This is a genomic window from Enterobacter sp. Tr-810 (assembly GCF_011752765.1).
GTDB lineage: Bacteria > Pseudomonadota > Gammaproteobacteria > Enterobacterales > Enterobacteriaceae > Enterobacter > Enterobacter soli.
Window position 1 is genome coordinate 46,256 of record NZ_VWWW01000003.1, and the last position, 24,070, is coordinate 70,325.

A 24,070-nucleotide genomic window follows, 5' to 3' on the forward strand; every position below is an offset into this window, starting at 1 on the left:
GCTCATCACTGGATTTTCTTGTTGATCAGTTTTGACAAGGCATTGATATGGTTAATCAATGCACCCAGTTGCTCTCTCTGATTCGCATTGAACTGGCTGAAGTCACGCGGGGCGGTTTTTTCCAGTACATCCACGATACCTTCAGTGCCCTGATAATGTTCCGAGGTCAGCGTTTTCAGTTCTTCGGCGCTGCGTTCCACGATGCGCAGTTTTGAGGTTTGCGAACGCACTTCGCGCTCTTCGGTCTGAGCCTGGTCGATGATTTTGCCGTTTTTACGGCGAGCCAGTAAGGTGCCACCCGCGATACCCACTGCGCCGATCCCCCAGCCGACCGGCCCTGCGAGCGCCAGCAGCGCACTTCCCGCAGACATCCCGCCGCCGCCCGCCGCGAGCGCACCACCACCCAGCCAGGCCAGCGCGGCATTGGTTGCCGCAGCCCCGCTCAGGGTAGCGATGGCCGTGCCGGTAGAGGCGGTGCCGAAGGTGGTCGCAATCGCCAGGGCAGCAGTCGGGGCAAACGCCGCCACGCCCGCACCCACGGCAACACCCGCCGCGGCGGTACCTTTACCCACGTGGGAGGCGCGATACTCTTCTTCCAGTTTTTCGACCACATCGTCGAACTCAGCGATTTCCGCTTTCAGCTCGCTCCAGGATTTATCGAACTCTTTCGGCGTATTCGCCAGGCGGTTGATGAAGTGCTCGCCTCGCGCAATCAGATCTTTGCTGCACTTCTGGCGCAGTAAAAACAGGTCGGTGATGGCAGTCTGGGTATCTGTTGCCTGTGATTCATAACGCGTTCTGGCTCGGGAAAGGCTTTCTAATGCTTCTTTTTTTTCTGTTCCGCGTAACATGATTTATTCCTGCTCTGTGTGGTCTAAATGTGTCCCGTTGCTCTGCGATTCCATTTCCGCCATCTGCTGAGAAAGCTTCTGGATAAAATGGTGTTGCAGGCTAACCGGAGAAATAATGGTGAGATTCGGGAACCAGTACCGAAGTAACGGAAATAGCTGGTTTTCATGCGCCATCTCGGTCTGCACAATCAAATCGCCGTTCGGCTCTTGCCGTATAATTTTTTGCGCGGGCAGCACGCTGCGGCGCTGGAAGTAGTAACTGACTTCTGCCGCAATTTTGATGTGTACCGTCTGCTTATCCAGGGAAAACCACACGTCATCTTCTTCGGCGAAATATTTCGCGATGTGCGGCTCTGGGGTGAAATGTTCAGTTCGTAGATTCAGCCAGCGGATTTTGCTGAGCTGATATCCCTTCACGTTGCCATTTTCGACCGCACCGAGATACCACACGCCTTTGATATTAATCAGCTGATAAGGGGCAACGGTGCGCAGCGTATTCTTATAGTGGAATTCGCAGATGTTGTTCTGGCGAATGGCTTTATCAAACAGACTAAAGTTATTTTCCAGCGCTCGTTTAGCGTCAGGATCGCCGGGTAAAGAGCGGATGCTGAGTGATGATAAATCAGGCTTGAGAATGAGCTTATTGGCAGGAATTAACTCTTCCATGCCCAGCAGACCGATAAGGTTCTGCAACTCTTTAAGCGTCTGGGGTCTGGCATACGCGGGGGACAGTCTGTAAATACCGTTACCATCATGAATGATTCGGTCGCCCAGGCGGTTAAGATCACGATACAGCGTACGCTCGCTGATATTGAATTCATCCAGCAATTTCTGGCGTGAGACATAACCGTGCTGATACAGCGCTGAAATAATGACGGTTATCCGTTGAACCATGACCTCGTGTCCGCTCATGCGTGCTCCCCTGACAATTTTTCCTTAAGGTTATTCTCGCTTCCTGACAGGTCATGTCAGAAAGGACCAGGAGCAGGACTTTGCCGCCTGGAGATTCAGGTATCGGCAACAAGGGGGTATTTCTTAAAGAAAATTATCGAGAGCGGTCAATGTGTTGCTTCTAATCTCCCTGAGAAAAGAAAGCGCAATATTTCGGTGAGGATGCGAGAAAAAACGATGCTTTACACCGGCTTCCTGCCCAGCCAGCGCGCATACTCTCCCGGCCATGCAACCGTTTCTGTTCCCGGTCGCCCCATCCCAAAGCCATGACCGCCCGTCGGGTAGCGATGCAGTTCTGCCGGGACATGGTTTGCCACACAGGCGTCATACATGATCAGAGAGTTGTGCGGATCGGAAAGCGGGTCGTCTTTCGCCTGCACAATAAAACAGGGCGGCGTATCGGGTGAGACAAAGTTCTGTACCGACCACGCGGCTTCTTCTGTGGCGCTGGCGTGCGGCCCAACCAGAATTTTGTGGGTTGAAGTATGGGTGTACGGCTTTTCGAGCGTTATAACCGGGTAGATGAGCGCGGCGCGATCGGGTCTGGCCGTTTGCTCATCAATCTCGTCCCGGGCGGGATAAGTACGAAAGTCTGGTCGCGTAGCCGCCATGCCCATCAGATGCCCGCCCGCGGAGAACCCGAGCACGCTGACCTGTTTCTCCCGCTGTCGGATAATGCGCAGCGCCCGCTGGGCATCCTGCAAAGCGACCCGATCCCCATCGTGCCAGCCCTCTGAGGGTAGGCGATAGGTGAGGATATATGCCGTATAGCCTCGCGCGACCAGCCATTGCGCGGCGGGAAGGGCTTCTTTACCGGTCTGAATTTGTTTATAGCCGCCGCCTGCGGCAATCAGCACGCCATGCCCGTTGGGCGCGCGCGGTGTCAGTACGCTAAGATCCGGCTCCGAAATGTGTCGAATTGCGCCAGAAGGCGATGCAATCCGCAGCCCTGTTGGGCCGCCGCCGCCAGGCGGTGTGCCGTTCCAGAGAGGGATCTGGGTAAACGGTTGTGGCGATAACGCGGCAAACGCCCGGTGGGGAAGGGCTGCGGCGGCGGCTAGTCCCATCAGAAAATGGCGACGGTTCATGCAGGGCTCTCCTGAAAACACTCAGCCCGTCTCCAGCATTCCAAAACTGACAATCCGGGCGCGGCCAAGCTCTTTCGCGCGGTATAGCGCCACGTCCGCCGCGCGCAGCAGGCTGTCGCTTTGGGCATGTTGCGGATAACTGGCGATGCCGATAGAGACATCCACCGGGCCAATTTCAGAAAGCCCGTAACGCAGTGACAGCTCATGCACGGAATTGAAAATGTCCGTTGCGCAGGCTTGCGCCACATCTTCATTCGCCCCGGACAGGATCGCCAGAAACTCTTCCCCACCATAGCGGAAGGCCAGCCCACTGTCATGCACGGCACGCTGAACAATCGATGCCACGCTTTTTATCACCTGATCTCCCGCCTCGTGGCCAAAGCGGTCATTAATGCTCTTGAAGTGGTCGATATCAATCATCAGACAACTTACCGGCTCGTGGTTGCGCATTGCCTGTGCCATCTGCGTGCGCAGCGTGTCTTCCAGATGATGGCGGTTACGTAAGCCCGTCAGCGGGTCGAATAACGCTTTTTCAAGCAGGGCATCGCGCAGTCGCTGGTTTGCCAGCGCCAGCCCAAGCGCTTCGGCCATCAGCTCCAGATACGCCCGGGAAGGGGCGGTTTCCGGGGTAATGTTCTGGAAAGAGAGCAAACCAATAGCCTCGCCCTGGGCGATAAGCGGTACGCACAGCGTGTTATTCAGGCTGGACTCCGGCAGGTGATAGCAGGCGATATCCGGCTCACCATTCACCGGCGGATGGCTTTGACCACGGCGCACGGCCCAGCATTCATCCGGGTGGAACGGTGTATTTTTGCCCTCGGGCGACAGCCATTCGGCCGCGCAGCGCATTTGCCACGGATCGCGATCGAGGATGTATAACCGCCCGGCGATGCCCGGCGCAATATTCGGGGCGAACAGCTCCGCGACGTTTATCACATCGGCGAAATTCTCACAGCCTTGTAGCCGCTGCGTCATGCGTGCCAGCAGTTCACGGATGGCCCAGTCGGCATCACGCTCTTTTTCCAGCCGTTGTCGGGCCAGGCCGTTTTCCCGGAATATGCGGATGGCCTGCGCCATATCGCCAATCTCATCAATCTGGTTAAAGTTAGGCGTTTCGACGGCGTAATCTTGCGATGCCAGGCGATGCACCACATCGCTCAGACGCACAACCGGGCGCAGCACGCGGCGCTTTAAAATGAACCCGAGTACAAACAAAAACAGCAGGGCGGTGGTGCCCACCATGATTTCAGACAGCGTGCGCAGGGCTTTGGATGTTCTGGTGGCATCGGTGACGGCGGCGCGGGCACGCTTGTCCAGCAGCAAGCGGAAATGGTCAATCTGGCTCTGAACACGATCCAGCTCCTGCTCATACGGATCGCTGTACAACAGCGCAACGGCCTGCGGGGCTTCATCACGCGCCACGCTGGCTATCGCTGATTGCTGCTCGTCCTGTAGCTCATCAATTATCTTTAGCCCTTCATGTAATACCGCCAGCTCCTCGTCTGTTGCCCCGTTGTCTTTCAGCCTGGACAGTCGGGTATCGATGGACTGTAACGCTCCCTCTTTCTGGCGATATTCACTGAGCATTTGCGGCTCTTTTTTGACGACATACAGCCGGGCTAAGTCGGATAACGCCCAGGCATCTGTTTCAACATCTTCGGTGAGTTGATCAAAAACCTGTCGTTGCAGGACGGCCTGACGCTCGACAGTGTCTGCGTTTGAAGCCATCAGCATGACGATGCCAGAGGCGATAGTCAGGCATACCGTTGCACCGTATGCCCAGTTAGTGATCGTGGCAATTCTCACCGGTTAGATCCTTTTACGACTTTAGTGGGATAGCATCTTTGAAATTATAGAAAACGGCTGATTTCTCGCGAAAAAAAAGACGGCGCGAAGCCGTCTGGTGTGATTGTTATCGTCAGTACACTATAAATCTGGAGGGGTTTTCCCCTCTTCGATAAAGTCAGCGTCCAGCTCCTCGGCGTTGCCCTCATGGTCGCGACCGGAGAAGAGATTCCAGCAGGCGAGGAACAGGGCGGCAATCAGCGGGCCAATGACAAAACCGTTGATGCCGTAAAGCTCCATGCCACCAAGTGTCGAGATAAGGATCAGATAGTCCGGCATTTTGGTGTCTTTACCGACCAGCAGCGGGCGCAGAATGTTATCCACCAGCCCGACGATAATCACGAAGAAACCGACAATAAACAGCCCCTGCCACAGCTGGTGGGTGGCAAACAGGAAGATGGCGGCAGGTACCCAGACAATGGCCGAACCCACGGCAGGCACAAGGGAAAGGAATGCCATCAGCGCGCCCCACAGCACGCTGCCATCGATACCCACAATTGCAAACGCAATGCCGCCAAGCAGCCCCTGAACCACCGCCACAACCGCTGTGCCTTTCACCGTAGCGCGCGACACGCCCACGAATTTGGCGAACAGATGTTGTTTGGCAAAATCCGTCAGTGGGAGAGAATCCAGGATTTGCCGTACCAGATACGGCCCGTCTTTGAGCAGGAAAAACAGCAGGTACAACATAATGCCGAAGCTGATAGCAAAGCCGAACGTGCCTTTGCCGATCAGGAATGCGCTCCCCGCCAGATACTGCCCGCCCTGCAAGGCCACATCAGAGAGTTTTTTCTGAATTTGCGCTGCGTTATCCAGATTATGATCGGCGAGGAAACCGCTGGCCCACCCCGGCAGGTGCGCAAAGAGGCTGGCAACCACTTCCGGGAACTGCGTGTTGTTTTGCTGAAGCTTGGTGTACACCACGTTCAGCTCGATAGCGAGTGACGAGAGGATCACCATCAATGGAATAAAGACGATCAGGCAAATCAGGCCAATGGTCAAAAGCGACGCCAGCCCGTTACGATCGCCCAGCGCGGCGCGCAGCTTGTTTTTTACCGGGTTAAAGATGATGGTCAGGATCGCGGCCCAGAGGATCGCAGAAAAGTAGGGCGACAGCACATCAAAGAAAGCCCAGGTGACAAGGGCGAGAATGAAAAGAAAGAAGCCTTTGGTCAGTCCGTTAAATCGCATCAGTTGATCCTGTAACTAAGAAACAGTCTCGACTATAGAACCGTTTCCGGGATTTACCAATGCCGTCTGTCTGGATTGTCCATCAATATGGATAGTCATGGCAGCCCGGCGTGCTTCTCAGTCTTAATTTTCAGCGGCATGATTTGCGTACTGAAGAGCTAAGACGTGGAGAACATGATGAAAGCAATTGTCACCCGGGCATTTGGCCTGCCCCCTGAGATGGGAATCGAAGAACGCGAAAAACCGGCGGCAAAACCCGGCTATAGCGTCGTTAAAATGCGTGCCGCCACCATCAACCAACTTTCAAATTTCATTCGCCAGGAGGGCATCGGCGGCACAAAAGCGCCCCTGATATTGGGCAACGAGGGGGCTGGGACAATTGAAGAGAGCACCCTTTTCGCACCCGGCACTAAAGTGGGGATCTACGGCGGCAATACGCTGGGGATTGTGCAGGATGGGTTGTTCAGCGAGTGGGTGTTAGTGGAAGACAGGCGGCTGTTTGCCGTGCCGGATGTTCTGGATTTTGATGAGGCAGCCACCCTGAGCGTCAACTACCTGACCGCGTTCCGGGCGATGACAAAATCGGTGCAGGTTGAAAAAGGTCAGTATGTGCTGATTTCCGGGGCAACGGGATCGGTGGGTCATGCGCTGGTACAGGTTGCGCTGGCGCTTGGGGCTATTCCCGTTGCCCTGGTTTCTACCCAGGCAAAAGCTGAATCCGCCCGTAAGGCGGGCGCAGAGAAGGTTATCGTCATAGAGGAAACCCAGGAGCTGGCGACAGAAGTTCGCCAGATGACGAACGGAAAAGGGGCCGATTATGCCTTTGATCCGGTGGGTGGTGCGTTAACCGGGCAGCTTCTTCAGAGTGTGCGTGCCGGCGGCAGCGTGGTATCGCTTGGTTTTACCGCCGGTAAGTCTCTGGCCGTCGATGCTTTCGACATTATTGCCGGAGAAAAAACGCTGGTGGGCTATGCCCTGCACGCAGAAAAAGATGATGACATTTATTCTGCCTTGCAGGACATGATGCTACTGGTGGAAGAGGGTAAGCTAAAACCCGTTATCGATACCCGCGTGGCGATGGCTGATTTTGAACACGGTTATCGGCGTTTAACCTCCCGGCAGGCCATCGGGTCGATTGTGGTTCAACTCTGAATATAAGCGGCGATGACTCGCCGCTTTTTTTACGCCTTCCGAAGCAGCGGTAACGTTGCCAGCAGGTTTTTCAGGTTGATGGCATCCCAGGGTAAATGTTCCGCAATCCCTAAACCGACCACGTCAGCAGCACCGTCTGCCTGTGCAATTACCGCCGCCGCTTCGGCAAGCGTGAGTTTGCCTTTGGCTACGCAATCCCATTTCCCCGGCGCGTCGTCCGGGCGTGCAAACATCACTGCGCGGAACTGATGAAAATCAAGAACATCAAGATCAAAGTGGATCGCCAGGTGTGTGATCTTCTCTTCGGCGATCCAGTTGGCAATGTCCTGACTGCCTGCGCGGATGGCCTCGGGCGAGACGGTCCGGATCCCCTTTGTACGAATAAAATCGGCTTCACAGGCATTCGGTGAATGAAGACCGGCAATCATTACCCGGCTGGCCGGAACAGGACGCGGGACGCGGCGAGTAAGATCGCTGTCGCCGTTACCCATCAACGCGCCGAGAACATGCGCATGGGCATTTGCGTATTGCGCGGGAGTCATCACATCCGGGTGGGTATCTATCCACAAAATACCCAACCCATCACCATAGCGCTCGCTGAGCCAGGCGAAAGGCTCAAGGTCGATCAGGCAATCGCCCCCGAGAACGGTAATGCGTTCTGGCTGGTGTTTTCGAATGATGGCAGAGGCATTGTCCAAATCTTGCATCAGTTTGCTGCGCCCAAGAATGCCTTCTTCAATACCCGGCTGTTCATCCAGCGGTGTCACGGGAACATGTTCAACAGGTGAGGCGGTTTCGGGTGTCAGCCATGCCAGCATCTGTGCGCCAAAATGGTATTCACGAAGGTTGCCGCCCAGCCAGAGCGGGAAGATCAATCGTAGGTCGTTGCTCATGGTATCTCCTTATTTTTTCCGTGCGCGAGAAGCGTGGAATAACGGATCAGAATAAAGCAACGTCATGTCGTAACAAGACGCAAAACCTGACATCATTGTTCACTGTTATGGATAATGGGATGATGAAAATGAATCAGCTTCTGGCAATGCGCGCGTTTGTTAGGGTGGTAGACACGGATTCGTTCAGCCGGGCAGCCGATCAGCTCGGGATGCCCCGTTCGACGGTGAGCAAACTGGTCACCGATCTTGAGCGCCACCTGGGGACTACGTTACTGCACCGGACAACCCGCTCGCTTGCCGTCACCCCGGAAGGAAAGGAATATTATCAATATGCCGTGCGGCTGATTGCCGATCTGGATCTGGCCGACACTATCGTTCGCCGTAATAAGGCCAACCCCGGGGGAATGCTCCGCATTGATGTTCCTGCCGTGTTTGCGGAGTCCTTACTGATCCCCGCGCTTCCTGATTTTCATCGTCAGTTTCCAGATGTTGCCATCTCGCTGGGCGTGAACGACCGGACCATCAATCTGGTGAGCGAAGCTGTCGACTGCGTTATTCGTATCGGTGAGCTGCTCGATATGTCGATGGTTGGGCGCAAGCTGTTTGATATGGAATATGTTACCTGTGCGACGCCGGCTTATCTTGCCGCCAACGGCATCCCGCATACACCCCAGGATTTAAGCGTGGGGCATGAGCTGGTGGGCTACTTTTCAGCCGGAAGCGGCCGCGCTGAAGGGCTAACGTTTGTCAAAGGTGAACAGCGCTATTTTTACGATCGGTGCGCGTTTTCTGCCAATGGCGGCAGTGGGATCATTGCCATGATGCGCGCCGGGCTTGGGATCGGGCAGCCGCTGAAATGCTATGTCGAAGATGATTTAAAAGACGGGCGTCTGGTGGCGATCCTTTCGGAGTGGCAACGCCCGGCGCTGCCGGTGCATGTGCTCTATCCACCAAACCGTCATCAGAATGCGCGGTTGCAGGTGTTTATTGACTGGCTGATTGCACGGTTTCGTAAACCGGCTTAGTGGGCTTGAGCGGCCCGGCCAGCCATAACGGCACGTGATAAACAAATTATGAATACCATTCATAACCACATCCCATTTACCCCTGATTATTCATCACTCCATTGCGATTATTATTATCACCCAACGCAATAATACCCGGAATGCTATGACCTCCCCCAAAACCACTGGTTTACCCTTTGTGCTGATCCTGAGCGCCTTAATGGCGTTCACCTCACTTTCTACTGACATCTACCTGCCAGCTATGCCGGTGATGACGGCCGATCTTCACGGCAATGCCGAACTGACCATCACCGGTTTCTTAATTGGTTTTGCTATCGCTCAGTTAATCTGGGGCCCCATCAGCGATCACCTTGGTCGCCGCATTCCGCTGTTTATCGGCATGGCGCTGTTTGTGATTGGCTCGGCGGGTTGCGCACTGGCGACCGATATTACCCATATCGTTTTCTGGCGGGTGTTTCAGGCGTTAGGCGCCTGCACCGGGCCGATGCTGGCGCGAGCGATGATCCGCGACCTGTTCAGCCGTACCCGCGCGGCACAAATGCTGTCGACGCTGGTGATTGTGATGGCCATTGCCCCGATTGCCGGGCCGCTGATTGGCGGGCAGATGATCAAATTCACCTCCTGGCACAGCATCTTCTGGCTGTTGGTGGTGATTGGCATCCTGATGTTTGCTTCGCTGTGGTGGCTTCCAGAAACGCTGGCGGAAGAGAAACGCGTTAAGGCATCGGTTAAAGGCGCGTTCAAAAACTATGCCGCGCTGCTGCGTAACCGTAAATTTATGCAGTTCACCCTCAGCCTGACCAGCTACTACGTGGCGGCCTACGCGTTTATTACCGGTTCGCCGTTCGTCTATATCCGCTACTTCGGCGTCGCCCCGCAATATTACGGCTGGCTGTTCGCCATTAATATCGTGGGCGTGATGAGCATGAGTTTTGTGAACCGCAGGCTGGTGAATCGCTATTCGCTTGAGATACTGCTGAAATATGCCTCAAGCGTCGCGGCGCTTGCCGCCGTGGCGATGGCTGCCAGCGTCTGGTTCCATGTGGGCGGCATTGCGCTGATTGTGGTGCTGATTTTTATCTTCTTCTCGATGAACGGCATTATTGCTGCCAGCTCCACCGCCGCCGCGCTGGATGCGGTGCCAGGCAACGCAGGGTCGGCGTCGGCGCTGATTGGCTCCCTGCAATACGGCAGCGGCATTGTTTCGTCTTTGCTGCTGGCGACACTGAGCGATGGCACGCCGTGGACAATGGCGTGGATCATCGCGTTGTTTGCTACTCTCGCCATGCTGCTGGCGCAGAAAAAATAGTCAGATACCCTCAAACAGCGAGCTGACCAGCGCAATATGCGCCTTCACGCCCACAGCCAGCGCGGCCTCATCAATGCGGAAGTGCGGGTTGTGGACGTTCCACACCGCACCTTTCTCCTGATTGCCGCAGCCGATAAACAGGAACGTGCCGGGGATTTTCTCCTGATAAGAGGAGAAATCCTCGCTGCCAAACAGGGCGCGGTCGGCAAGTTGCAGGGTATCGTCGCCAAAGTGTTCGGCAATTGCCGCTCTGGCGATGGCATTGGTGTCGGCATGATTATTGCCAACGGCATAACCTTGCTGCCAGCGGATCTCCGCGCGTGCGCCGTGGGCACTCACTACGCCTTCAACAATGCGCTGCATCAGCTGCGGCACCTGTTCGCGCACCTGCTGGTTATGGGTACGCACGGTGCCCGCCAGACGGGCGCTGTCCGGGATAACGTTATAGCTGTCACCTGCCTGGAAGGTGGCAATGGTCAGTACCGGGGCGTTGATCGGGTCGAGATTACGCGCCACCACGTTTTGCAGGGCGGTGACCACTTCGGCACCGATCACCACCGGGTCGATACAAAACTGCGGCATCGAGCCGTGGCCGCCCTGACCATAAATGGTGATATCGAAGTTGTCGCTGGAGGCGACATACACCCCTTCTTTCAGCGTGATTTTGCCGGTCGGGCTAGTCGGGAAAACGTGCAGGCCAAAGATCTTCTCCACATCATCGACCACACCTTTTTCGACCAGCTCACGCGCGCCGCCCGGCGGCACTTCTTCGGCTGGCTGGAAGATAAACTTAATGCTGCCGTGCAGCTGGCTGCGCAGATGGCACAGGACCTTCGCCGCGCCCATCAGCATCGCGGTGTGCGCATCGTGGCCGCAGGCGTGCATCACGCCGGGTCGGGTTGAGCTGAAGGTTTCGCCGCTCTCTTCCTGTAACGGCAGGGCGTCGATATCCGCACGCAGCGCCCACATGGGGCCGGGTTTGTCACCGTGCAGTACGGCAATGACGCTGTTCTCTACCGGGCGGCTAAGCTCCAGCTCCGGCAGGGTTGCCAGTTCACGGGCGATATAATCGGCCGTCGGTTTCTCCTGGAAAGAGAGGTCCGGGTTGGCATGAATATGTCTGCGCCAGCGGATCACATCTTCATTGACGTCGCGGATAAGGTTTTCAATCGTACTTTTCATCACAGTCTCCTTCAGTCAGTCACGGGTTGCGAAGTCGCGGTTTTTTTGATTAACGGCGTGATTGCCACGCCGGCGCACACCATCGCCAGTGACAGGAAAATAAATGCGCTTTCATAGCTGTGGCTTTGCCCGACCAGATAGCCAATCACCACCGGGGAAACGAAACCGCCCAGCGTGCCGCCAGTATTGATAAGGCCAATCGCCGAGCCCATGGTGCTTTCCGGCAGGCGCTTCATCGGCAGGGTAAAGGCGGTCACAAAGGTCGCCATCAGGAAGATCTCCCCCACAAACAGCAGGGCGCTGGCGGAGAGCGCGGTCGAGGTATGGAAAATCCCAAGAATAGCGGCGGCGCTGATCAGCGCGCAGACCAAAATCACCTGCGGCTCGCGGTTGTGGAAATACTTGCCCACCAGCCAGCCGGTACAGAGCGAAGAGAGCCAAATCCCCGCGCCGCCTGCGGCCACAATGTAGCCCGACACCTCCAGCGGCATCCCCATGCTTTGCACGAAGAATTTTGGCAGCCAGGCCATCAGGCCATAGCTTGGAATGTTGACGCAAAACACCGAGACAAACAGCAGCAGTACCGTGGGGTTACTCCACAGCGCGCCGCTGCGCTCCTGTGATTGCGGCCGTGGTGCGGGCTTGTGATACGGCACGCGCAGGGTGATCAGCAATGCGATGGCGCAGGCAGCGATCCCTAACGAGACAAAGGAGAGATGCCAGCCCAGGTGTTCCAGCGCCGAGACGGCCACAATCGGCCCGACGGTCATCGCCAGCCCTGCGGAAGAGAGCAGCACCGACTGGGCAAAGGTGCGTTTTTCCAGGGTAAAGTTGCTGACTACCGCTTTGGCGCACGAGCAGGGGTAACCGGAATGCCCCACGCCCGATAGAAAGCGAAACACCAGCAGCAGGCCAAAACTCATCCCCAGCGCGCCAAAGCACAGGGCGAAGATCCCCAGTGCGCACAGGGACATGATCAGCATGGGTTTGTAGCCGAGCCTGTCGTTCAGCCAGCCTGCGGGCACCTGAAACAGCGAATAGGCAAGAAAGAAGATCCCGGTAATGTAGCCAAGCTGCGCGGTGCTTAGCCCGAACTCTTTTTCGATGGGCAGCAGGGCAAAGCCCATCACGGTTTTATCGATATACACCACGACATAGCCGATAAAGAGTAAAAAAATCATCTGTGACTGGCTTTTCATTATGTTTTCCGCCTGGCGTCAGAGTGCGATGAGAGAGGTTGTGTGCCCTCTGAATCTAGGGGTTTACCGAAAAGGCGGGAAGATATAATTTTTCTATAGGTGATGCTTTTTTGTTATAGGGTAAGTGATGAAATATTTGCCAAAAATTGGCCATCTTCAGGCCTTTCGTCAGGTCGCACGTAGCGGCAGTATTCGTTCGGCATCGCGTGAGCTGGGCGTTTCGCAGCCCGGTTTGAGCCGTACCTTGCGTGAGCTTGAGCAAACTTTAGGCACACAACTTTTGTTACGCAGTAAAGAGGGCATTGTCCTGACGGAAGCGGGGATCGCCTTTTCGCAACGGGCGGAATGGGTGCTTGAAGAGCTAAAACGCGCCGCTGAAGAGGTGGAGCAGATTAACCACTATACCCACGGGCGGCTAACGGTGGGGTTTTCTTCGCTGATTGCCCTGACCGTGTTTCCCGGTGTGGCCGATGCCTTTAAACAGACGCTGCCGCAGGTGTTGCTGACGGTTAAAGAGGGGCAGCTCTCTTCGCTGCTGCCGGGCGTGCGTAACGGCGAAATCGATATCGCCATTGGCTCTGTTGATCCCATGGCACCGCCGGAAGGGGTGATGATCGAGCCGCTGTTCACCTCGCCGTTTTGTATTATTGCCCGCAAAGGACACCCGTTGGCGAACGCCGATAATCTGCTGGCACTTCGCCAGGCCAAATGGCTGTTGCCAGAGTCCTCTATGGGGTATTACCAGCAACTGCAAAATGAGCTGAGCCATTTTTACCGCCAGGTAGAGGTCACCCCGCTGCGCACGGACTCCGTGATCACCGGGCTGAATATGGTGCTCAACGCCGATTACCTGACCGTGGTCGCCAGGGCGATGTGCCAGCCGTTGCAGCTTGACGACAGGCTGGTGGCGCTGCCGATAACCCAGCTGCCCTCGGCTCAGTATTGTGCGGTGTGGTCGCAAAAATCGGCGATGACCACCAATGCCCGCCAGTTTTTGATTCGCCTGCGCGAAGCCTGCCGACGGTTTAGCTGGTAGCCAGCAGATCCCACTTTCGACTGACCGAGGATTTCAGTCTCTCGCGCCATGCTCTAGGTATCTGCTTACGGAGGTGCTTATGGCCTGGCGACCCATTCTCTATGTGATCCTGACAACTCATCCCCGTCTTAGCGCGCGGCGTGCCCGGCTGCGCCTGGTACACGGCTAGCTTTTTGTTAACATTCGCGGTATAACACACCTTCTTTGGATGTTTAGATGTCCATACGTATAGAAGGTAATATGCAAACACAACAAGAAAATGGGCAGCTTAAGCGCACCATGAAAACACGCCACCTGATTATGCTTTCGCTGGGTGGCGTGATTGGCACAGGGTTATTTTTTAATACCGGATACATTATTTCGACAACCGGGGCCGCAGGAACGCTGCTGGCGTACCTGATTGGTGCGCTGGTGGTCTGGCTGGTGATGCAGTGTCTGGGCGAGCTTTCCGTCGCGATGCCAGAAACCGGCGCGTTTCACGTTTACGCTGCCCGCTATCTTGGCCCGGCCACCGGTTACACTGTGGCTTGGCTTTACTGGCTCACCTGGACGGTGGCGCTCGGTTCGAGCTTTACCGCTGCCGGATTCTGTATGCAGTACTGGTTCCCGCAGGTGCCCGTCTGGGCGTGGTGCGTGGTGTTCTGCGCGGTGATTTTTGGTCTGAACGTGATCTCCACGCGCTTCTTCGCCGAAGGGGAATTCTGGTTCTCGCTGATTAAAGTGATCACCATCATCGCCTTTATTATTCTTGGCGGCGCGGCAATCTTTGGTTTTATCCCGATGCAGGACGGTTCACCTGCGCCGGGCTTAACGAATATTACGGCTGAAGGCTGGTTCCCGCACGGCGGCCTGCCAATCCTGATGACCATGGTGGCGGTGAACTTTGCCTTCTCCGGCACAGAGCTTATCGGCATTGCCGCCGGTGAGACGGAAAACCCGCACAAGGTGATCCCGGTGGCTATCCGCACCACCATCGCGCGCCTGATTATCTTCTTTATCGGCACCGTGTTTGTGCTGGCGGCGCTTATTCCGATGCAGCAGGCGGGTGTGGAAAAAAGTCCGTTCGTGCTGGTGTTTGAAAAGGTCGGCATTCCTTATGCCGCAGACATTTTTAACTTTGTGATTTTGACGGCGATTCTCTCGGCGGCCAACTCCGGGCTGTATGCCTCGGGCCGGATGCTGTGGTCGCTCTCGAACGAGAAAACGCTGCCGCGCTGCTTTGCCCGCGTCAATAAAAACGGCGTACCGCTGACGGCGCTCTCCGTTTCTATGCTGGGCGGCGTGCTGGCACTGTTCTCAAGCGTGGTGGCGCCAGACACGGTGTTTGTGGCGCTGTCGGCGATTTCCGGCTTTGCGGTGGTGGCGGTGTGGATAAGCATCTGCGCATCGCACTTTGTTTTCCGCCGTCGCCATGTGCAGTCCGGCCAACCGTTGTCTGCGTTGCAGTATCGCGCGCCGTGGTATCCGCTGGTGCCGGTGCTCGGGTTTGTGTTGTGCGTGGTGGCCTGCGTTGGCCTGGCGTTTGACCCCAGCCAGAGAATCGCTCTTTACTGCGGCATACCCTTTGTCGCGCTGTGTTATGGTGCGTACTACCTGACCCGAAACCTGACAACGCAGGAGCCTGAACATGTCGCAGAATAATCCGCTGAGCGCCATCCTTGAAACACAACCCTTTGTCATTCTCGACGGGGCGATGGCAACGGAGCTGGAAGCGCGCGGTTGTAACCTTGCCGATAGCCTGTGGTCGGCCAAAGTGCTGGTAGAAAACCCGGAACTTATTCGTGAAGTGCACCTCGACTATTTCCGCGCCGGAGCGCAGGTGGCGATTACCGCCAGTTACCAGGCAACACCCGCAGGTTTTGCGGCGCGCGGCCTGGATGACGCGCAATCCCGCGCGCTGATTGGCAAAAGCGTGGAGCTGGCACGTAAAGCACGCGAAGCGTACCTGGCTGAAAACCCGCACGCCGGCACGCTGCTGGTGGCCGGCTCCGTAGGGCCATACGGCGCGTATCTGGCCGATGGCTCAGAATACCGTGGTGACTATGTGCGTAGCGCAGAAGAGTTCACTGCGTTCCACCGTCCACGCGTGGAAGCGCTGCTGGATGCCGGGGCCGATTTGCTGGCCTGTGAAACGCTGCCCTCTTTTGCGGAGAGCAAAGCTCTTGCCGCGTTGCTGAGTGAGTATCCGCGCGCCCGCGCGTGGTTCTCTTTTACCCTACGTGACAGCGAGCATTTAAGCGATGGCACACCGCTGCGCGAGGTGATTACAGAGCTGGCGCACTACCCGCAGATTGTGGCGCTGGGTATTAACTGCATCGCGCTGGAGAACACCACGGCGGCGCTATACTATCTGCAAAGCCTGACGTCGCTGCCGCTGGTGGTTTATCCCAATTCCGGTGAGCACTATGATGCAGTGACGAAAACCTGGCACCACCACGGTGAAGCCTGTGAAACGCTGGCGGGTTATTTACCGCAGTGGCTGGCGGCAGGCGCAAAATTAATAGGTGGATGCTGTCGCACCACGCCAAAAGATATTGCTGAGCTGAACGCCCGGCGATAATTCCCCGACCCGGCTAGCCGCACAAGCTGGCCGGGTAAAATATCTCTTCCTGTCTTAATATCCCCTTTCCGTAAAACATCAGAAGCGACGAAACAGAGTAGAATATAAGTTCGTGTGCGAACATAATTGTGTCTAAATGCGGCCGATATTTGAAATAATGTCATTATCGTTCACACCCTGGTAACAACTACTCTCACAGCGGTACTGGATTTATGACTGCAAAATCGCGGTTTGAAATTAAGTCTTAGGTTGATAATCTAATCAACCTCTTTTCTAAAGTATAAAAACCTAATCATATTGAAATGGATTTTTATTATTCTAATTAATCTTCTTATTTAAGGATGAATTTTCTTTTTGTCCTGGTGGGGTATTTCACCTTTTGTTTTTTCATCTTCAAGTTACTATTTATTGCATCAGCGAAGCGCAGGGAGATATGCGTAAGTTCAACTGAATTTGCTGATGATGATGTTTAAGAGATTATTCGATTGCTGACTTTTTATTTAATTCCCTATTTTTGGGCGGGGCACATATTGCCAAAAATCAGCCATCGGAAATCTCATTTGTGTGTCATTCACTTAATTTACAGGACGATTTTTATGAAAATGAACAAACTCTTTACTGCACTGGTTCTGGCTTCTGGTATGGCTGCTTTTGGTGCTCAGGCAGATCAGGGCAGCGGTGTTGTGACCTTCACTGGTTCCGTTATTGATGCGCCATGCTCAATTGCGGCAGGCGATGAAGATCAGACCATCAGCCTGGGCCAGGTATCCAGCTCTGCTGTGGCGAACGGCGGTACCTCTACTCCGGTTCCATTCTACATCCACCTGGAAAACTGCTCCGTTGAAACGGCAACTACCGTCACCACCACCTTCTCTGGCTCTGACTCCAGTGTTGACGGTGCGGTACTGGGCGTGACCGGTAATGCCACTGACGTTGGCGTCGTCATGACCGACGGCGACAGCAACACCATCACCCTGGGCGAAGCCACTGTTGGCCAGAATGTGGTTAACGGCGACAACACTCTCACTTATTCCGCGTACATCATCGGTGGCGAAGCGCCAACCGAAGGTGATTTCACCGCAGTCACTAACTGGACCCTGGCGTACGAATAAGCACTGACCTTATTCCGTTAATCCATTCAGACGGCCGAAACGGGCCGTCTGATATTCGATACCGACCGAATAAGTGAAAAGGGGTTGATATGCGTTTTCTATTTTCCAGAGCCACAAACATCATGAAAGCATTCCCTTTTCTCCTGTCTGGTTATTGCCTGCCACTTATTGCTGCAAGCCAGGGCGAGGGCGCCGTCCTTATTCAGGGGGCAGTGTTTTATACCCCTTGTGCAATTGACCTTGATAGCCGCGACCAGACGATTGATATGGGCGATACGCCCGTGTCCGAAATAGCGACCAAAGGCTATGGGCCGACCCGCGAATTTTCCGTTCGCTTAATTAACTGCCTGATGCTGCCGAAGCCAGGCCATAACCAATACGACTCCGAGTATTACCAGATTACGTTCGAACCTATAACCGGTTCGGAGCGATTTGCTATTCGCGGTGAGGCACAAGGCATTGAGCTGGCAATTCGCGATACCGAGGGTTATCGCGCACAGCCCGGAGTGGCTTTCCCCGCCAAAGAGGTGACTGCCGGAAGCATGAACCTGAATTTTTCACTTCAGCTTGTCAGCAACGGTCAACCACTTAAAGCCGGTGATTACCAGTCTCTGATCCGCTTCAGAATGGATTACTACTGAGATGAAAAAAACAATACGGATATTTCGCCGCTCAACGCTTAGCGTGTTGATTCTGGGGCTGATGATGCCGGTGACGAAAAGCCGGGCCGATGATGAGATCCAGTTTAATACCGACGTGCTGGATACTCAGGATAAAAATAATATCGACCTCAGCCATTTCTCGCGTCGTGGTTACGTCATGCCAGGCGACTACACCTTCACCATTATGGTGAATAAAGACATTTTGCGTGAAGAGCAAATCATGGTGTACGCCGAAGGGGAAAACGGTAAAGAGAGCCTGATTTGTCTGACGCCGGACCAACTTTCCCGCTTCAATCTGAAAACCAGCGTGATGGATGATTTGCGCTGGCTGCGCGATGGCCAGTGCCTTGACAAATCCAGTCTTGAAGGACTGGACATGCGCGTCGACCTGGCAAAGGACACGCTCTATCTGGCGATCCCGCAGGCGTGGCTAGAGTACACCGCGCCAAACTGGGATCCGCCTTCGCGCTGGGATGACGGTATTCCTGGGGTGATTGCCGACTACAACCTCAATATGCAGGCGCAGCAAAATCAGACCGGTTCTGACACCCAGAGTATCAGCGGAACCGGTGTGTTTGGCGCCAACCTGGGGCCGTGGCGTGCCCGTGCCGACTGGCAGACTAACTGGAACAAGCGTGATGGTAATACCGACAAGGATTTCTCCTTTAGCCGTTACTATCTCTATCGCGCCATTCCTTCGCTGAAGGCGAAGCTGACGGTGGGGGAGGATTACCTCAGCTCCGACATCTTCGATACCTTCCGCTTTAGCGGTGTGAGTTTGAATTCGGATCTCAGTATGTTACCGCCGAGTCTGCGCGGCTATGCACCCGAAGTGACAGGGATCTCCCGCTCCGGCGGCAAGGTCACCATCAGCCAGCAGGGACGCGTGCTGTATGAAACACAGGTCGCCGCTGGGCCATTTCGTATTCAGGAGCTGAATGATGCCGTCTCCGGCACCCTGGATGTGCGCGTTGAAGAGCTGGACGGCAGCGTGCAGGTCTTCCAGGTGACAACGGCGTCCGTTCCCTATCTGACCCGCCCCGGCGCCGTGCGCTACAAGCTGGCGGCAGGTAAACCCTCTGAATGGGGTCACAGCATGACCGGGCCAGTGTTCACCTCCGGTGAAGCCTCCTGGGGCGTGGCGAATGGCTGGACACTGTACGGCGGCTCGGTACTTGGCGGTGACTATAACGCCCTGTCGGCTGGTATCGGGCGCGATCTTTTCATTCTGGGTGCGCTGGCCTTCGATGTCACCCAGTCACGGGCTTCACTGCCGTCTGAAGGGACGTTGTCCGGTACCTCTTACCGCGTGAGTTACTCCAAAACCTTCGACGAGTACGACAGTCAGGTCACCTTTGCAGGATATCGTTTCTCCGAGCGCGACTTTATGAGCATGTCGGAGTACCTCGATACCCGCTATGGCAGCGGTACATCCCACAGCCCGAAAGAGAAATACACGGTGTCGTTTAATAAACGCTTTCGTGATTTAGGGCTGAGTACCTATCTCAACTACAGCCACCAGACCTACTGGAACAGTGCAGACAACGACCGCTTAAGCCTGTCGCTTTCGCGCTATATCGATATCGGCCCGTTTAAGAACATGAGCGTCTCGCTCACGGCCTATCGCAGCGAGTACTACTCCCTGAAAGACGATGGGGCTTACATCTCACTGTCATTACCGATTGGCAACGGCACCTCGCTCAGCTATGGCGCCACCATTAACCGCACCGATAACACCCATCGCGTGAGCTATTACGGCCGGGTAGATGAACACAACAGCTTCCAGGTCAGTAGCGGGCTTTCCCGCAGCGGCCCAACGGCATACGGCTATTACACCTGGCAGGGCGACAGCTCTCAGGTTCAGGCCAATGCCAGCTACCAGTCCGGCAGCTACAGTGCACTGGGCATGAATCTGACCGGTGGCCTGACCATGACCACCGAAGGGGGCGCGGCGCATCGCTCTAACGCCCGTGGCGGCAGCCGCGTGCTGGTGGATACCGCAGGTGTGAGCGGTGTGCCAATCAAGGGATTTGGGGCATCGGTGAAGACCAACCACTTTGGCAAGGCCGTGATTGCTGATGTGAACAGCTACTACCGCAACCCAATCCGTATTGATGTGGACAAGCTGAATGACAACGCCGACGTCACACGATCGGTTTCCCAGGCCACGCTCACCGAAGGCGCGATTGGCTATCGCCAGTTCGACGTGATTGCCGGAGGGAAGGCGATGGCCTTTATTCGCAAAGCCGACGGCACGTTCCCGCCGTTTGGGGCCTCCGTTGTAAACGATAAAAACCAGGAAACCGGTGTTGTGAACGACGAGGGAAGTGTCTGGCTAAGTGGGATTCAGCCGGATGGAAAAATGACCGTGAAATGGGATGGAAAAGCCCGTTGCGTGGTGCATCTGCCCGCCGTACTGCCGGATGTGCTGGAGAACCTGCTTTTAACCTGTGCGCCGGAATAACCGGCCTGAATACGAGAAGAGTTAATCAAGATGACAATTGTGCGAATTTCCGCCCTGACGGGCATGGCTCTGATGTTTTCCGGTGTGGCAACGGCTGCGGTATCGCTGGACAGAACCCGGGTGATTTTTGACGGGGACGCGAAGTCCGTCAGCCTGCGACTGACCAACGAAAACAAAACGCTGCCGTATCTGGCGCAGGGATGGGTGGAAGATCCGCAGGGCAAGAAGATAACCGATCCGCTGGTGCTGTTACCGCCGGTTCAGCGCATTGAGCCTGGCGAGCAGAGCCAGATTAAAGTCCAGTCCACGGCCGGGATCCAGCGTTTACCGCAGGACAGGGAGTCGCTGTTCTACTTTAACCTGCGCGAGATCCCGCCCAAAAGCAGCAAGCCCAATACCCTGCAACTGGCGCTCCAGACCCGGATCAAGCTGTTCTATCGCCCGGCAGCCATTGAAGTAAAACGTGTCGATTACGCTACGCCGTTCCAGGAACAGCTGACCCTGATGCGTGAAGGTGACAAGTATCGCGTGAACAACCCGACGCCGTATTACATCTCTTTGGTGAATGCTTCTTCGACACTCACCGGTAAAGCGGCGGCAGGCTTCAAACCGATCATGGTGGAGCCAAAGGGCCAACTGGTGCTGGCTGCGTCGGCTTCTGCTCTGGGAGGCGCGCCGGTACTGACTTACGTTAACGACTTTGGTGGGCGGGCAAAGCTGGTGTTTAGCTGTGGCGGCAGTGAGTGCAAAGCCGTACCGCAGGAAAAGAAAAAATAACCAGGAGAGTGAAATGAATATCGCGTGCTGGAGAAAAAGTGGATGGCTCGCGCTGTTGCTGATGGCAGGGCAGCTTAACGCGGCAGATGAACGGGTGGATGGCAATGATGGCCTGTTGCATGTGCACGGTGCGTTGACGGAAAGCGCCTGCCGTCTGGCAATGGACTCCGCATGGCAGGAGGTGGACATGGGTTCCACGGCAACGGGAACACTGAAAAAGCCAGGCGATCAGGGAACGCCGGTACGGGTTGAGATCCGCCTTGAAGACTGCCTCCCGTCACCCACCTCAGTACGGGATGCCTGGAGTGGAGATTTGCTCTGGAGCCGGGATCAACCCTCGGTCACGGTCAGTTTTGTTGCACCAGGCGAGCTGTTAAACCCGGGGCTTGTTCGCGTGACGGGTGCCAGTGGGCTGGCGCTGCGCCTGACCGACAGGCTGCATCGTTCTGTGCGTCTGAACGGGGAAGGGCATCCGCTGCTGCTGGAGCCAGGGAATAACGTGCTCTTTTATTACATTGCGCCGGAACGCACACCTGCGCCGCTGGCGGCGGGGGCGTGGCAGGCGCTTATTCACTTCAGGCTGAATTATGACTAGTTCACGTTTTTTCCTGTTTATCGCCCTGATATTGCTGACGCCTGTTTCCTGGTCTGCCCTGACGGTGAATGTCACCGGCGTGGTGGTGGAAGGTGTGTGTGAAATTAACAACGGTGAAACCATTTATGTGGATTTTGGCAGCAACCTACAGTCGCGCCTGATCAACGGCGAAAACTTTATGAAAACCATCGACTATTCGCTGGTCTGTGAAGATCTGACCTCCAATGACCTTGAGATGGAATTTGAAGGTACGGCGACCTCGTTTAGCGATGACTATCTGGCCACCGACCGCGAGGGGATGGGGATCAAGCTGTATATGAACGGGGAGTCTATGCCAATGAATACCTGGATGCCCTTTACCTGGCCGGAAGTGCCGGTGCTCCAGGCTGCGCCGATTAAAGATGATGCAGCTGAAGTGGAAACCGGCGTGTTTAGCGCCTCTGCGACACTTAAGATCCAGTATCAATAAGGGAACAATGCAATGAAAAAATGGCTCTGCGCTTTATTGCTACTGGGCGGGGGGATGTTCAGCCAAACCTCTGCGGCGTCAATCTGGAGCTGGATTGACACGCTTGAAACATGCTCTGCCTCAGCAACCTATTGTTATGAATATAATTTCACCATTGCAGATTGGGATGAAGAGGACTCTACACCCAATCCCTGTTATGGGCTAACAGCCTGCACAATATTCATTGGACACAGACATAACGCGGCAGGCACATCTGGGCCAAGAACGAACAGATCATGGGCAACGGGAACTTATTCCTTTCTGACAACAGCAGAAACGATGGGTGAACTGGCAAAATCGTTTAAGTCCATTTTCTCTCTGCCTTACTCCTCTTCCACACGCCACAGTGGAAGCACTGTGGCTACTGAAGAGTGTGTCGGGATTTTCTATGCTGCGGGGAAAAATTTAGGGACAAATACCTCGGAAGTGAGTAACAGCAGTTTCACCGGCTACCCGCTTATGCCTGGCAGCATCTGCGGTGCTGCCCCTGCGCCCAGCGGCAGCTGTGATTTTAATCAGGATGTTTTGAATCTGAATCATGGCACGCTAACCCGTCAGGAGCTGGAAGGCCATGAAGTGAGTGAAACGGTAAGTATTAGCTGTACGACGTCGCAAACGCTGAAACTGTTTATCTACTCTGCGGATAACGTGCAGCTGCGTGATGATGGGAGCCTCTATTCGGAACTGTATATGAATGACAACGTACTCGGTACGGCCGGTTTCACTCTGGATGTTGCCGAGCAAGAAAATGTGACCGTGAAATCGATTCTGCGTACTAACGGCAGCGTAGCAGCCGGTGAGTTTTCAGGCTCAACCGTGATGCTGATTACAGTGGAGTGATGATGATGACAACGTCTGCTGTAAACAATATCGATCTCTATTGTTCCTTAATGATGGGCGAGATTGTTCCGTTCTATCAGCCATTAATCGACATCCGAACCCAGTCGCTTTATGGGCTTGAAGTGCTGATGCGTTGGTCGCTTGCCGGCGAAAACGCAACGCCTGCTACGCTAATCGGGGCATTTGAGGAGAGTGGGCTACTACCGGAAATGATGCAGCACTTGTTGCGCCAGGTTGCACGGGATATCAATGAGCTGAATGCACTGCTGCCGACCGGGCTACATATCTCTTTCAATGTCAGTCCATCGCAGGTGGCGGCACCGGGATTTGTCTTCGACACCCTCTCTTTTCTGGCGATGTTGCCACTGGAGAAATACCGGCTGGTGGTTGAAGTGACGGAAGAGCAGCCCCTGGCTAATACGCCGGAAGTCCGGGGGGCATTTCTTAAATTACAGCTGGCGGATGTCAGTATCTATTTTGATGACTTTGGTACAGGTTATGCCAACCTGAACTGTCTTGAGCAGTTCAACGTGGATGGAGTGAAGATCGACCGCTTATTTGTTGCGGGTCTTTCTTCTGATTCGCCGTCGGGTGCAATAGTTCCGGCGATAGCCAGCCTTGCAAAAGCCTATAAGCTGAATGTCATTGCGGAAGGAGTCGAAACAACCCAACAGTCGCAGATCCTCTCTGATATCGGAATTACTGTTCAACAGGGGCATCTGTTTTCCTGCGCATTGAGTAAAACCCAGTTGCGGGATTTTCTGGTGGTTGAATAAATTATTTCCTTTATAAACTTATGGGATTTTCTGATTGCTGGGAAATAATTGTCT

22 protein-coding genes are annotated in these 24,070 nt (G+C 55.1%); 14 read left to right on the plus strand and 8 right to left on the minus strand.

The genetic code is table 11. From position 1 onward, the window contains the following. Positions 1-5 precede the first annotated feature (5 nt). The 5 genes from F3J30_RS10320 to F3J30_RS10340 all read right to left on the minus strand — a co-directional run bounded on the left by F3J30_RS10320 (position 6) and on the right by F3J30_RS10340 (position 5,926). Complete coding sequence (locus F3J30_RS10320; RefSeq protein ID WP_166717185.1) at positions 6-851, minus strand: hypothetical protein; 846 nt, start codon at positions 849-851, stop codon at positions 6-8. 3 nt (positions 852-854) lie between these two features. Then, positions 855-1,763, minus strand: a complete 909-nt coding sequence (locus tag F3J30_RS10325; protein WP_166717186.1) for a WYL domain-containing protein — start codon at positions 1,761-1,763, stop codon at positions 855-857. 221 nt (positions 1,764-1,984) lie between these two features. Beyond that, positions 1,985-2,890 (minus strand): alpha/beta hydrolase, encoded by a 906-nt coding sequence (locus F3J30_RS10330; RefSeq protein ID WP_014069037.1) that lies wholly within the window; start codon positions 2,888-2,890, stop codon positions 1,985-1,987. 21 nt (positions 2,891-2,911) lie between these two features. Next, the gene (locus F3J30_RS10335; RefSeq protein WP_166717187.1) at positions 2,912-4,696 is read right to left on the minus strand and encodes a diguanylate cyclase; all 1,785 of its coding nucleotides are present in this window, start codon (positions 4,694-4,696) and stop codon (positions 2,912-2,914) included. 120 nt (positions 4,697-4,816) lie between these two features. After that, on the minus strand, positions 4,817-5,926 hold the full coding sequence (locus tag F3J30_RS10340; protein ID WP_014069039.1) for an AI-2E family transporter: 1,110 nt from the start codon (positions 5,924-5,926) through the stop codon (positions 4,817-4,819). A 174-nt stretch (positions 5,927-6,100) separates the two neighbouring features. Between F3J30_RS10340 and F3J30_RS10345 the strand changes: the two genes are divergently transcribed. Beyond that, entirely contained in the window at positions 6,101-7,078 is a 978-nt protein-coding gene (locus F3J30_RS10345; RefSeq protein WP_166717188.1) for a zinc-binding alcohol dehydrogenase family protein, read from the plus strand. 29 nt (positions 7,079-7,107) lie between these two features. On the opposite strand, the gene F3J30_RS10350 is transcribed toward F3J30_RS10345, so the two are convergent. Then, positions 7,108-7,971 carry an arginase family protein gene (locus F3J30_RS10350; RefSeq protein ID WP_166717189.1) on the minus strand — a complete coding sequence of 288 codons (864 nt, stop codon included), beginning with the start codon at positions 7,969-7,971 and terminating at the stop codon, positions 7,108-7,110. Positions 7,972-8,090: 119 nt separating this feature from the next. Between F3J30_RS10350 and F3J30_RS10355 the strand changes: the two genes are divergently transcribed. Together F3J30_RS10355 and F3J30_RS10360 are read left to right on the plus strand one after the other, a co-directional pair. Then, positions 8,091-8,996, plus strand: coding sequence for a LysR family transcriptional regulator (locus F3J30_RS10355; protein WP_247650551.1), 906 nt, complete (start codon positions 8,091-8,093; stop codon positions 8,994-8,996). 145 nt (positions 8,997-9,141) lie between these two features. Then, the gene (locus tag F3J30_RS10360) at positions 9,142-10,305 is read left to right on the plus strand and encodes a multidrug effflux MFS transporter (RefSeq protein ID WP_211053218.1); all 1,164 of its coding nucleotides are present in this window, start codon (positions 9,142-9,144) and stop codon (positions 10,303-10,305) included. On the opposite strand, the gene F3J30_RS10365 is transcribed toward F3J30_RS10360, so the two are convergent. Further along, positions 10,306-11,487, minus strand: coding sequence for an amidohydrolase (locus F3J30_RS10365; protein ID WP_166717190.1), 1,182 nt, complete (start codon positions 11,485-11,487; stop codon positions 10,306-10,308). Positions 11,488-11,498: 11 nt separating this feature from the next. Continuing rightward, complete coding sequence (locus F3J30_RS10370) at positions 11,499-12,686, minus strand: MFS transporter (protein WP_166717191.1); 1,188 nt, start codon at positions 12,684-12,686, stop codon at positions 11,499-11,501. 127 nt (positions 12,687-12,813) lie between these two features. Between F3J30_RS10370 and F3J30_RS10375 the strand changes: the two genes are divergently transcribed. From F3J30_RS10375 to F3J30_RS10425, 11 genes are all read left to right on the plus strand, one after another. Beyond that, on the plus strand, positions 12,814-13,722 hold the full coding sequence (locus F3J30_RS10375) for a LysR substrate-binding domain-containing protein (RefSeq protein ID WP_166717192.1): 909 nt from the start codon (positions 12,814-12,816) through the stop codon (positions 13,720-13,722). A gap of 240 nt (positions 13,723-13,962) precedes the next feature. Beyond that, a complete protein-coding gene (gene mmuP / locus F3J30_RS10380) occupies positions 13,963-15,363 on the plus strand; it encodes an S-methylmethionine permease (RefSeq protein WP_014069046.1) in 1,401 nt (466 codons plus the stop codon). Next, positions 15,350-16,282, plus strand: a complete 933-nt coding sequence (gene mmuM / locus F3J30_RS10385) for a homocysteine S-methyltransferase (protein WP_166717193.1) — start codon at positions 15,350-15,352, stop codon at positions 16,280-16,282. Before mmuP ends, mmuM begins: the two co-directional genes overlap by 14 nt. A 596-nt stretch (positions 16,283-16,878) precedes the next feature. After that, positions 16,879-17,394, plus strand: coding sequence for a fimbrial protein (locus tag F3J30_RS10390; RefSeq protein WP_014069048.1), 516 nt, complete (start codon positions 16,879-16,881; stop codon positions 17,392-17,394). Positions 17,395-17,483: 89 nt separating this feature from the next. Beyond that, a complete protein-coding gene (locus tag F3J30_RS10395) occupies positions 17,484-18,035 on the plus strand; it encodes a fimbrial protein (RefSeq protein WP_166717194.1) in 552 nt (183 codons plus the stop codon). A 1-nt stretch (position 18,036) separates the two neighbouring features. Continuing rightward, positions 18,037-20,520, plus strand: a complete 2,484-nt coding sequence (locus F3J30_RS10400; protein ID WP_166717195.1) for an outer membrane usher protein — start codon at positions 18,037-18,039, stop codon at positions 20,518-20,520. Positions 20,521-20,550: 30 nt separating this feature from the next. Next, positions 20,551-21,297, plus strand: a complete 747-nt coding sequence (locus tag F3J30_RS10405) for a fimbria/pilus periplasmic chaperone (protein ID WP_166717196.1) — start codon at positions 20,551-20,553, stop codon at positions 21,295-21,297. A gap of 13 nt (positions 21,298-21,310) precedes the next feature. Beyond that, a complete protein-coding gene (locus F3J30_RS10410) occupies positions 21,311-21,892 on the plus strand; it encodes a fimbrial protein (protein ID WP_166717197.1) in 582 nt (193 codons plus the stop codon). Then, on the plus strand, positions 21,885-22,361 hold the full coding sequence (locus F3J30_RS10415) for a fimbrial protein (protein WP_166717198.1): 477 nt from the start codon (positions 21,885-21,887) through the stop codon (positions 22,359-22,361). The genes F3J30_RS10410 and F3J30_RS10415 overlap by 8 nt, the downstream gene beginning before the upstream one ends. A gap of 318 nt (positions 22,362-22,679) precedes the next feature. Further along, on the plus strand, positions 22,680-23,240 hold the full coding sequence (locus tag F3J30_RS22640; protein WP_247650552.1) for a hypothetical protein: 561 nt from the start codon (positions 22,680-22,682) through the stop codon (positions 23,238-23,240). A 2-nt stretch (positions 23,241-23,242) separates the two neighbouring features. After that, positions 23,243-24,016, plus strand: coding sequence for a cyclic diguanylate phosphodiesterase (locus F3J30_RS10425; protein WP_166717200.1), 774 nt, complete (start codon positions 23,243-23,245; stop codon positions 24,014-24,016). Positions 24,017-24,070 lie beyond the last annotated feature (54 nt).

Coding starts and splice junctions, on each gene's coding strand:
- F3J30_RS10320 (WP_166717185.1), bottom strand. CDS start 851: ATGTTACGCGGAACAGAAAAAAAAGAAGCATTAGAAAGCCTTTCCCGA.
- F3J30_RS10325 (WP_166717186.1), bottom strand. CDS start 1,763: ATGAGCGGACACGAGGTCATGGTTCAACGGATAACCGTCATTATTTCA.
- F3J30_RS10330 (WP_014069037.1), bottom strand. CDS start 2,890: ATGAACCGTCGCCATTTTCTGATGGGACTAGCCGCCGCCGCAGCCCTT.
- F3J30_RS10340 (WP_014069039.1), bottom strand. CDS start 5,926: ATGCGATTTAACGGACTGACCAAAGGCTTCTTTCTTTTCATTCTCGCC.
- F3J30_RS10345 (WP_166717188.1), top strand. CDS start 6,101: ATGATGAAAGCAATTGTCACCCGGGCATTTGGCCTGCCCCCTGAGATG.
- F3J30_RS10350 (WP_166717189.1), bottom strand. CDS start 7,971: ATGAGCAACGACCTACGATTGATCTTCCCGCTCTGGCTGGGCGGCAAC.
- F3J30_RS10355 (WP_247650551.1), top strand. CDS start 8,091: ATGATGAAAATGAATCAGCTTCTGGCAATGCGCGCGTTTGTTAGGGTG.
- F3J30_RS10360 (WP_211053218.1), top strand. CDS start 9,142: ATGACCTCCCCCAAAACCACTGGTTTACCCTTTGTGCTGATCCTGAGC.
- F3J30_RS10365 (WP_166717190.1), bottom strand. CDS start 11,487: ATGAAAAGTACGATTGAAAACCTTATCCGCGACGTCAATGAAGATGTG.
- F3J30_RS10370 (WP_166717191.1), bottom strand. CDS start 12,686: ATGAAAAGCCAGTCACAGATGATTTTTTTACTCTTTATCGGCTATGTC.
- F3J30_RS10375 (WP_166717192.1), top strand. CDS start 12,814: ATGAAATATTTGCCAAAAATTGGCCATCTTCAGGCCTTTCGTCAGGTC.
- mmuP (WP_014069046.1), top strand. CDS start 13,963: ATGCAAACACAACAAGAAAATGGGCAGCTTAAGCGCACCATGAAAACA.
- mmuM (WP_166717193.1), top strand. CDS start 15,350: ATGTCGCAGAATAATCCGCTGAGCGCCATCCTTGAAACACAACCCTTT.
- F3J30_RS10390 (WP_014069048.1), top strand. CDS start 16,879: ATGAAAATGAACAAACTCTTTACTGCACTGGTTCTGGCTTCTGGTATG.
- F3J30_RS10395 (WP_166717194.1), top strand. CDS start 17,484: ATGCGTTTTCTATTTTCCAGAGCCACAAACATCATGAAAGCATTCCCT.
- F3J30_RS10400 (WP_166717195.1), top strand. CDS start 18,037: ATGAAAAAAACAATACGGATATTTCGCCGCTCAACGCTTAGCGTGTTG.
- F3J30_RS10405 (WP_166717196.1), top strand. CDS start 20,551: ATGACAATTGTGCGAATTTCCGCCCTGACGGGCATGGCTCTGATGTTT.
- F3J30_RS10410 (WP_166717197.1), top strand. CDS start 21,311: ATGAATATCGCGTGCTGGAGAAAAAGTGGATGGCTCGCGCTGTTGCTG.
- F3J30_RS10415 (WP_166717198.1), top strand. CDS start 21,885: ATGACTAGTTCACGTTTTTTCCTGTTTATCGCCCTGATATTGCTGACG.
- F3J30_RS22640 (WP_247650552.1), top strand. CDS start 22,680: ATGGGTGAACTGGCAAAATCGTTTAAGTCCATTTTCTCTCTGCCTTAC.
- F3J30_RS10425 (WP_166717200.1), top strand. CDS start 23,243: ATGATGACAACGTCTGCTGTAAACAATATCGATCTCTATTGTTCCTTA.